At 37.8% G+C, this 10,291-nt stretch carries 6 protein-coding genes; 3 read left to right on the top strand and 3 right to left on the bottom strand.

What is annotated here, in order from left to right; all coding sequences use genetic code 11:
* Positions 1-434: 434 nt before the first annotated feature.
* The 3 genes from B3I52_RS03965 to B3I52_RS03955 form a co-directional block, all read right to left on the bottom strand.
* Entirely contained in the window at positions 435-2,795 is a 2,361-nt protein-coding gene (locus B3I52_RS03965; protein WP_293299033.1) for a PAS domain S-box protein, read from the bottom strand.
* A gap of 66 nt (positions 2,796-2,861) precedes the next feature.
* Positions 2,862-3,590 carry a hypothetical protein gene (locus B3I52_RS03960; protein ID WP_293299030.1) on the bottom strand — a complete coding sequence of 243 codons (729 nt, stop codon included), beginning with the start codon at positions 3,588-3,590 and terminating at the stop codon, positions 2,862-2,864.
* Entirely contained in the window at positions 3,583-4,146 is a 564-nt protein-coding gene (locus B3I52_RS03955; RefSeq protein WP_293299028.1) for an RNA polymerase sigma factor, read from the bottom strand. Before B3I52_RS03955 ends, B3I52_RS03960 begins: the two co-directional genes overlap by 8 nt.
* Before the next feature lie 277 nt (positions 4,147-4,423).
* On the opposite strand from B3I52_RS03955, the gene B3I52_RS03950 reads away from it, so the two are divergent.
* From B3I52_RS03950 to B3I52_RS03940, 3 genes are all read left to right on the top strand, one after another.
* Complete coding sequence (locus B3I52_RS03950) at positions 4,424-5,407, top strand: hypothetical protein (RefSeq protein WP_293299025.1); 984 nt, start codon at positions 4,424-4,426, stop codon at positions 5,405-5,407.
* A 100-nt stretch (positions 5,408-5,507) separates the two neighbouring features.
* On the top strand, positions 5,508-7,514 hold the full coding sequence (locus B3I52_RS03945; RefSeq protein ID WP_293299022.1) for a DUF7619 domain-containing protein: 2,007 nt from the start codon (positions 5,508-5,510) through the stop codon (positions 7,512-7,514).
* 104 nt (positions 7,515-7,618) lie between these two features.
* Positions 7,619-10,261 carry a CHAT domain-containing protein gene (locus B3I52_RS03940; RefSeq protein WP_293299019.1) on the top strand — a complete coding sequence of 881 codons (2,643 nt, stop codon included), beginning with the start codon at positions 7,619-7,621 and terminating at the stop codon, positions 10,259-10,261.
* The last annotated feature ends 30 nt before the right edge of the window (positions 10,262-10,291 follow it).

The following is a 10,291-nucleotide window of genomic DNA, read 5'->3' as shown; positions in this document are numbered from 1 at the left end:
GCAACAAGAAGAAAAATTTGAAAGCGGCCACCGATGGCCGGGCACCGGATGCTGTGCGCAGCTAGTTTCTTGTTTTTCGCAGATGTTTGGACATTGTTTATTGGATATTGTTTATTGTTTATTTGCAATCAATCCTTCATCGGCGATCAGATATCCTTGTTGTGTTGTTCATGTGTGATTCATGTACTGTTCATGCGCCATTGTTGTGCGAATCATGTGCAGCACTAGTGCATAGCTGGCCTGTAGGCAGTGCGTAGGCGGCCTTTTACGCTGCTTGTTATTCGTTGGGCCTTGGTTATTGTTTATTCGGATATTGGATTGGATTAGTAATAAACTAAAACTGGACTCTATTTATAATAGATGGATGTAGCGGCAAGTAATCTATTCATTAAAAATTATGGCACTAGGGGTAAATTTACCGAATACCCTGTATTCTAGTAAAAATATACAGTAAAGGTAGTACCCTGCCCAAGCACACTTTCTACTTCTATTTTACCTCCCATGGCTTCTATTTGATTCTTAGTAATAAAAAGTCCAAAACCGCGGGCATCGCTATTACCGTAAAAAGTTTGGTTAAGGCCAAACAATTTTTCTCCGTTTTTAACAAGATCGATACCTACACCATTATCTTTAATACGAAGTACGTAGCCTGTAGCGTTAGTTTCTCCGTTAATTTCTATGAGTGGTGTACGCAAAGGGTCGCAATAGCGCAGGGCATTAGAAATGAGATTTAACAATACACTTTCTAAATAAGCTCTATTAAAGTTTACAGCTATATCTTCGGAAACGGAAACATGTACATGAGCATTTTTATTCAAAATCTTGGCTTCCTGTGTAGCAATAGCACTATCAATGTACTCCAATAGATTTAAAGGCTCGGTTACAAGATCGATGCTGGTTTGAATATTGACTATATTGTTTAGGTTGTACAGGGTATCATTTAAGTTCACCACTACTCTTCGCAACAATTTAATCATCTCATCCCGTTCTTCGGCCGTTTCCGCATTACTAATCAGTGAGCTGATTCCATCTATATTGCTGGCATGAGATCTTAAATTATGGGAAACGATGTATGAAAAATTCAACAGGCGTTTATTTTGCTCATTAACTAGCTCATAGGATTTACGCAATGTTTCTTCCGCCTCTTTAATGGCAGTAATGTCCATCATAATACCTATGAGTTTCTCGGGAGTTCTAGTACTCGGCACCACGGTCACACTGTCACGTATCCATATGGTCTCCCCACTTTTGTTTAGGATACGATATTCATATTCGTGATGTTTTTTAGAAAAAAGTTCGTTGTTGATATAGTTTACTATCCTTTGCTTATCGTCTGGATGTATCTTTTCTAGGAAAAAGCCATCGGTTGTCGACCATTCTTTTACCGAATATCCTAAAATATCGAAAACCTTGCCGCTTACAAACGTACTAGCAAAATTGTCTTTTATAGAGGCCTCCCAAACAATTCCTTGAATAGAATTTATCAGTTCTTCTACATGTTTTTGAGATGCAATCAGTTGTTCTTCGTAAGCTACTTGCTTTGTAATATCTTCTATTATAACAATATGTTGGCTTGGGTTTTCTCCTACTGTCCATAGAGGACTTACAATGGCATTGGCCCAAATTACGCTTCCATTTTTATGGATATACCTTCTTACAGAAGAAAATTGACGGATTTGATTGGCGAGTAGCTTTTTAAAATTGTGTCTATCTGCGGCTAAATCATCGGGATGTATTAATGTCTTTATTTTCTTATGGGTAAGTTCATTATTTGAATAACCAAGCAATTCGCACAAGAAGGAATTGGTTTCTAAAAATTCGCCGGTGGCCGAATCTATTCGCCCTATACCGATAGCTGCATGCTCAAAAATGGTTTTATACTTATTTTCGGCTACCAACAACATGTCGTGCTGCTGATGCAAAATAGTGTGCAACTGAGCTTGCTTGTTTAATAACCTGAGCAACAAATAGCTTGAAAGCAACGAAGCCAAAATACCAAAAACAGCCAAATACCCTAGCTGGAAGTCGGCATAGATGGGGCGATTATCTGCGAGGTACACCTTCCAATCGCCTTCTTCGATGATTCTGGCTTTATATGTACTTCCACTAAAGCCTTTGTCCCCTTTTAAAAAAAATTCTTCTTTTTTTGTTACTGGATTTATTTTTGAAAACTGAAACTTGAAATACTTAGTGCTGTCTTTAGTAATGCCTGCAACTTTTAACAGCTCATCTAATTTAATTACTACGGCAGAAAAACCCCAAAATTTACCACCTATATAGAGCGGCAAGCGTCCGATTACCCCTTTTGAACCTTGTGTTAGCTCGACTGGCCCTTGAAAATACATTTTACCTAGTTTTACTGCTTTATTTGCTTCCAAGGAATTTAGGCCTTGCTTAAATAAATTAAGGCCTATTGCTTTCTCATTCCCCTGAATTGGATACATGTACTTAATGACTCCATTGGGCACTAACTGCACAGCCTTGAAGGCGGAGTTGCTTTGCATAATTTCGGCAGCAATTCTTTCAAAGTCTTTGGGTTGCCCTTTATTATCTAAGGTAAGTGCTATGGTTAGCACCGCATTTTGGCTACTTTTAATGAGCTGGTCTATACGCAGCTCAATATTTTCTAACTTGATGTTGATTTCCTTCTCTCTATTTTCTTTAACTATTTGATAACGCTGAAACCCAATTAAGGAAATAACGACCACTAAAAATATAAAGAACAGAAAAGTGGTTAGCTTAGGGTTTAATGTAAGCCAACTATATTTAAGATACTGTTTAGTACGATGAGGCATATTCTAGATCGTTGTTTCTATTTTATCGGCAAGTTTAAGTATTTACCCACCAAAGCATTAAACTAATTACAATTCCCTCAACAATTGCTGTGCTTTCTCATATTGCACCGCCTCATTAGGTATTTTTTCTAGCCAAAATTTAGTATCAGCTTTTTTATCTTCTTTCAAATAGCTTAACGCCATCGCATAGGCAGCATCGTATTTATAAACCGATTCGCCTTTAAACAAATCTTCAAGCAATAACCTGCCTTTGGCCACCTCGTTAGTGGCTATTAAACTTACACTATAATAATAGGCTACCATTGCATTTTCGGGATCGGTACTGTTAAGTTTTGCTAACACTGCTTTAGCCTCGGTATATTTTTGATCGTTAAATAACGTTGCTGCTTGGTCTAGGTCGGTAATTTCGGCACCACGTTCTGCTACATTCATTTGTGGCACAGTGTTAAACTGTTCATACAAATCCCCTTTCCACGGTGCCCAAATAAACATGACAAGTACCAATACGGCAGCCACCCCAGACACCCATTTTATGTAAGAACTTAGCTTTACTACTTTGGGCTGTTCGGCAACAAAGTGCTCCTTATTTAGCATTTGCAAAGTACCTACCAATACATCTCGCCCAGCATCATTGCTTAATTGCATTTGCAAACTGCCGTGTATAGCGTAATAATCTGCAAGGTATTGCTTTAACTCTTGATCATGTAGCAACAGATTTTCGAACTCCAAGCGTTCCGCTTGGTTCAAATCTCCCTCCACATATTGGGCTGTCCATAAAATTTTGTCCTTAGTCATTTCTTTTATCGATTAATTTAACCAAGCTCGCCATACATTCCGATTTCTTTTTCCTTAAATAGCCATAGGTAACGCCTAATGTTTCTGCTACTTTTTCCTGTGCTTCGCCCTGCATACTCCATTTAATAATTTCTTTGCAACGTTCGCCTAATTTTTCAAAAGCTTTTAAGAACAAGGCGGTTTGTTCTTGCTGTTGGGCCAACATTTCTGCCTGTTCAAATGTATCTTCGCCAATATGTAATAAACTGTCTTCGCTTTTTGTTACCGGGCTTATGGCTCTTTTTTTCAATTCATTAAGCCACTTGCGCTTGCATACCAACAGTAAAAAAGGTTCAAAAGGGCAGGTAAGTTCTAAATCCTTATATTTTGCCTGATTGTAAATATCTACTAAAGCATCCTGAAAAATATCGGCAGCATCATCTGCATTGCCATTGTTAAACAGTACAAACGATTTTACCTTGCCCGCACATTTCTTATAAATTTCGTTAACCAAAGCTACTTCATTGTTTAGCAGCGCAGTTACATAACGTTGGTCTTCATGTACTTTTTTGGTCATTGATTATTGATTTATGCTAAAAGTATCATTTTATTAGGGAAAGTTAAAACTAGATTCTATATTATTCATTGAGAAAAGGCACAAACTACTACCGCACACCTTTACTATTCTTCTATCAAAATTAGAAACCTAGAATATTTATGAATACACATTTGCAAGGAGTTGCTCGAAAATTTTAAAAAATACAGGTAACATTTTTTAGTAAGGTTTGATATACCACCAAAGGCGGCTGCTGAAAAGCCTAAACAGAGTAAGCTTAACTAAATATGAAAATGTTATGAAAACTTTAAGATTAAAAAATACGCTTTCTATTTTTGCGGTAGCACTGCTGATTACTGCATTATTTCAGGCTTGTAAAAAAGACAAAAGCCCAAGAAACTCGGCATATAATGCCCGAGAATTTACCGCTTTATTTGGCCCAAAAGCACAACTACTACAAATTAACGCCAGCGTTGCCAACACTTTTACCTTGCAGGGCGGCACAAAAATCACCATTCCGGCCAATGCTTTTAAACTAAACGGCGTGCCTGTTACCGGAAACGTGGTAATTACCGCCGGTGAATTTTTGAAACGCAGTCAAGTAATTTTTAGCGGCACTAATACCAACCATATTAGCGGTGCACCTTTAGAATCTGACGGTTTTGTTTTCCTTAACGCATCGGTTAATGGAACAAACGTTGATAAACAGCTAGCAGCCAACATACAAATGGCCATTCCAACTACCAATACCCGTATTACGCAAATTTGGGAAGGTGTAGAAAAAGTTGGCGATGCCAATCAGTTAGCTTGGCAAGCGCCGCAACAAAATGCTAACGGAGCAGGAGGCATTAAGCGTGAAAGCGCACCTGTAGCAGGCTTTTACAATTTCGAGATGGGTAATTTAGGATGGATTAACTGTGATGTTTTTTACGCCTATACAAACCCTAAAACCACTACAAAAGTTACCATAGCCAACAACCCTGGCAGTTTTGCCACTTTTATGGGCTACACTGGCGAAACTTTTGTTTTCTTTTGTGCCAAAGGCAGTAATGTGGTAGCACAACTATATACTTACGATAGCCCAAATAGTGTGAAAAGTTATGCAGACATGATGCCTATAGGCGTAGAAGGCAAATATATTTCTTTCTCTATTAAAGATGGGAAATACTATTATGCAGAACAAGCTACTACTATTACCGCCAACCAAAACATTACACTAACGCTTTCTGAAACTACCGAAGCAGGCATACAACAAGTAATTAATGCATTAAATACCTATTAAAAACAGCCCAATCTGTTAACATAAAAGACGAAGCTCATATTGGGCTTTGTCTTTTTATCGTTTGTAAATCCATCGAATATTTCCTTATATTTATTTATCCATGACCAGACTGTTAATCTCCATACTGATCTTTTTTTGCTTTAGTGCATTAAACGCACAGGTTTTGCCTAGCGATACGGTGCCAGCTATCATAAATTATAAAACAGAAAATGGCGTGGTTAAGTTTAATAGCGAGCTACGCCCTTTAAGAGCCATAGCCGGGGCTCCAGCTCCTTTTTACACTTACTTTTGGGAGTTTGGAGACGGCGGATTTAGTTTTGAGGAAAGTCCTTCGCATGTATTTACACGGTACGATTCAATCATGGTACGCTTATTTGCCACCAATAATTACGATGATGGCAAACGCCCTCCTACCCGACCAAAACCCATTGTAAGACCTCCTATTATCCCAAAAGCAGCAACTGTTAAGCCTATGCTCGCTGCAAACGGCAGCTACAATTTATTTAAAATGGGCGGCAATATAGAAATGAAAACTAACTGTATGCCAAAACCCGGCGATGACATGATGCTGGTTTTTGGCTATCGTAACAAAGCAGAAAATGGACAGCAAAACTTAAATGGCACCATTGCTATTCTGTATAACGATGTAGAGTTTAGCAACAATAATTTTGAACTGGCAGCAGCAAGAACTTATCATCAAGAGAAAAAAACTGATTTAAAACCTTTGTTACATACGGCACCTCTTTCTAAAAAGAACCAGCCTCCAGTATATTATGCTTCTTTAGAAAAAATCTTAGGCTTATCTGCCCCAGAAAAAGTATTGTTGAAAGACCAAGCAAAGGCTTTTAGAAGTCAACAAAGCTGGAAGTTTGAGAACTTGGCCCAAAACGAAGAGCGTTTTGTTTTTATGCACTTTAAAACTACGCCCGAAATGCTGAAAGACACCAACGCTGTGGTGCGTATTGCCGGAGCCTTTATACCAGACAACCCTTTGGTAGAAACCGAGTTTTTTAACCTAGAACTGCAAATTGTAGCTTCGCACGACCCTAACAAAATGGTACTGCGAAAAAGTCGGATGAACTATCGTCTAACAGGAAAAAGTAGAGAATTGACTTATAAAGTTCGCTTTCAAAATACGGGCAAAGGTCCAGCAAAAAAAATTGATGTGGGTGTAAATATCTCGGAGGTTTTTGACCCATCGACCCTAAAAGTTGTAAAGACCAAACCCGAAGTAGTTACCTGCGATTCGGCCTATGCCAACCAAAGCTGCCTAAAAACATTCTTCAGTGCAGATAGTGTGCATTTTGTATTTACCAACATATACCTGCCGGGCATGCAGCAAAAAGGAGTTAACGATGCAGATTCTACACAAGGTTTTGTGGAATATAAAATCAAGTTTAAAGAAAAACCTCCCAAGCTACCCATTAAAAGTGGTGCAGCCATTGTTTTCGATAAAAACGAACCTATTTATACCAACAGGGCTGTAGGCAGGTTTAAAATGGGACTTTCGCCTGGAATTATTGTGGGTTACGGTTTTCCTTTCGAGACAGATAACAATAATTATTTGAACCATAAAAATGTGGTAGTGGGTGCAACTTTATCGCCATTTGCATCGCATCGTTATTATTGGCAGGCCGAGCTTTACCTGAACAGTTTCTTGGAGAAAACTTTTCATGTACCTACAAATGCAGAACTTAAAAAAGATACCGTAATTGATAATAGGGCTTTTCAAATTATAGATAACCAGCTCTATAAAACTACCAAGGTGATGACCATTAATGCTGTTCCGCTGCAAGTGCGCTATAACATTAACAAATATATTGGCGCTGGCATTGGCACCATATTAACCCTAGATATGTATGCAAAAACTTCTTCGGAACTGCGCTATTTGTTAAGAGCTCCAAATGCTGCGGGTACAAACGTAGATATCAATCTTAACAGAGCTATGGGAACTGTAAAAGATAATTTTTCAGAAATTAGGGCTTCTTTCTTTGCCGATATTCAACTTGGGCTAGTGCGTGTTGGCCCAGCTTTAGGGTTGAGGTATATTTACGACCCCAAAACCAACAATAACCGTATGGCAACCTATGTAAGCTGGAAGTTTTAACCCCAACACTGTACTTTGGGCATCTCCCCATTTACAGCAACATAAAATGATAAAAGTTGTAGGTTTGCGATAGTAACCGTAATTTACAGTAAAAACCGTAACCTATGCTTCGCCGATGCTTTAAATATTTATGTTTACTGCTACTGTTATTTCAACATAGTTTAGCCATAGCGCAAAACGATGATTTACAAGCAAAATTAAATAGCTTTAAAGCCCAAAACGACCTTAGCAATTGGATTTATGAACAATTGGCTAACGCCAACGAACATCCTGAAACTGCAACACCTACCCTTTTAAAAGTAAAAAAAGAATGTTGGCGAAAAGCCAAAACTCCCGAAGAACGCTTTGCTTGGCTAAACCTACTGAGTACTTTGGCATATTACCAATTACTAGATGGTAATATTTTCGAGTCCATCAATTCTTATGAAAATGCATTCAGCTTTTTCCAAAAATATCAGATACTGGATTACGACGTTGTAGAGTATATTTTTAAACCTCTAGGAAACAACTACACACGACTTGGAGATTACGAACGGGCTTTATTTATTCAACAAAAAAGTATCGAATTTCAGCGCAATTACAGCGAAGATATCAATAAAACCGCAGCTATTTATTGCAACATGGCCATCTCCTATCGTTCAATGGGCAAATTGGAAGATGCCTATAAAGCCATAAATACTGGGCTAACATTAAAGCCAGACCATTTTAATCGCATTATGCTAAACAATGTTTATGCAGATGTACTATATGATGATAAAAATTATGCGAAAGCTGCCGCAATTATAGAAAGCAACATTAGCCAACAAAAGGCCAATAATGCCGAAACTGCTTATTGGTTAATGAGCTCGCACATTACTGCGGGTAATATTTATTTGCAACAGCAGCAAATAGCAAAGGCCAGTATGGCTTACCAAAAAGCACTTCAGTTGTTTAACCAATATTATCCCCATAGCAGGGTAAGAGAACGGGCAAATCTTTACCTTCAAATTGGAGAAACTTATTTGGCGCAAAACAATCCAAAAGAAACCATTAAGTACGCACAAAAAACATTAAACACGCTTGGCATTACTTCTACAAAAAATATTTATGGCGACAATAAATTAGTAGAGGCTTTTATACTGTTAGCCAAAGCTAACCTGCAATTAAAACAACCGGTAAAATCATTAAAAAACATTAATTTAAGTTTGCTTGCAGCAGATAAGATTAGAAATGAATTTGCGGCAGACAGAACCAAAGAACGACTACAGAACTACCTTAAACAAATTGCCGAACAGGGAATTGCCATTAGCTTTCAGCTATACGAACAAACCAAAGACGGTAAGTACTTGCAACAAATTTTAACTTTGGCAGAGCAGAGCAAAAGCCGCACTTTGTTAGATCAAATGCAGCGAAATCAACTGTTGGTTTCTAAAAATATCAGCAGTGATAGCCTTTTCGTTAAAAAACAACAATTAGAGCGTAACGTTGGCTACTTAGAAAAACAGCTCATAGAAACCCCCAATAGCAATTCGGGTAAAGATATAGAACGTTTAAAATATGAGTTATCGCTTGTTAACAAAGCCTTAGTTAATAAATACCAGTACTTAAATACCGAGAATTACACTGCCCATATCGAAATTAATAAACTGCCTAGCCATCGGTTTATCGAATATTTTATTGGAGAAAAAGAAATTTACATCATTAGCATTCGCCAGAATAAAATAGAAAATGTAGTGAAGATACCCAATGCACAGAAGGTAAAAGCAGACCTCCGTGAATTTGTGCAAACTTATTTCCATAAAGGCCCCAATGCCATGCTAAATAATCCAAAAGCATTTTTTAAGGCATCTTATCATATCTATCAGCTAATTTTAGCGCCGGTGCAGGTTACACCAAACGAGCAGTTAACTATTATTCCCGATGGAATTTTAGGCTATCTTTCCTTTGATGGCTTAATTACCAATAACAACTATACAGAAAACATTAGCAAATGGCCTTTCTTAATCAAAAACCATGCTACCGACTACGCTTTTTCTATCCAAACGCTACAAGCCAAAAAGAAAGAAACCACCTCCACTACTTTTGCAGGTTTATTTATTACACATAGTGGAAGTACTAAAACCGCACTAAAGGCAATTACTACCGAAGCCGATTTAATTAAGAAATACGTTGCCGGAGATTTTTTATTTGACAAGGCTGTAAATGCACAAACTTTTGAGCAATTATTTGTAAAAAGTAAGGTAATGCATATTGGCACACACGCTTATTTAAGTGGCGTAAATAATGAACCAACTTTAGATTTTGACAAAGAAAAAATGTATCTGTTTGAACTTTCGGCCAAGCAAAGTGCACCGTCTTTAGTTTTACTAAGCGCCTGCCAAACGGCCGATGGCATTTTGGCCAATGGCGAGGGCATAATTAGTTTATCAAGAGGCTTTAATGCCATTGGCACCGCTGCAACCATTGCTAGCTTATGGAATGTAAATGATAATGCCGCAGCCCAAATTACCGCTAGTTTTTATCAATCTCTTGAACAGACTAAAAATGCCAGTAAAGCACTTCGATTGGCCAAACTAAATTGGATTAACACTGCTAAAACGAGTAATTCCGCTCTTCTTCCCTACTATTGGGACAGTTTAATTTACATGGGCAAGAACCAGGAGATAGCCTTAGCCAAACCTTTCAATTGGTTATTGTACGGAGGTATTGGGGCATTAAGTTTATTAATTCTCATTTACTGCCTAACCTTAAAAAAGAGAAAAATTTAGCAACTTTTTAGAAACTGTTTAAAAATGATA

The organism is Pedobacter sp. UBA4863 (assembly GCF_002399615.1).
Taxonomy (GTDB): Bacteria; Bacteroidota; Bacteroidia; order Sphingobacteriales; family Sphingobacteriaceae; genus Pedobacter.
This window is presented reverse-complemented; position numbering and strand designations above follow the sequence as displayed.

Excerpts from the sequence above, each read along its gene's own strand:
- B3I52_RS03965 (WP_293299033.1), bottom strand. The coding sequence starts at position 2,795 with ATGCCTCATCGTACTAAACAGTATCTTAAATATAGTTGGCTTACATTA.
- B3I52_RS03960 (WP_293299030.1), bottom strand. The coding sequence starts at position 3,590 with ATGACTAAGGACAAAATTTTATGGACAGCCCAATATGTGGAGGGAGAT.
- B3I52_RS03955 (WP_293299028.1), bottom strand. The coding sequence starts at position 4,146 with ATGACCAAAAAAGTACATGAAGACCAACGTTATGTAACTGCGCTGCTA.
- B3I52_RS03950 (WP_293299025.1), top strand. The coding sequence starts at position 4,424 with ATGAAAACTTTAAGATTAAAAAATACGCTTTCTATTTTTGCGGTAGCA.
- B3I52_RS03945 (WP_293299022.1), top strand. The coding sequence starts at position 5,508 with ATGACCAGACTGTTAATCTCCATACTGATCTTTTTTTGCTTTAGTGCA.
- B3I52_RS03940 (WP_293299019.1), top strand. The coding sequence starts at position 7,619 with ATGCTTCGCCGATGCTTTAAATATTTATGTTTACTGCTACTGTTATTT.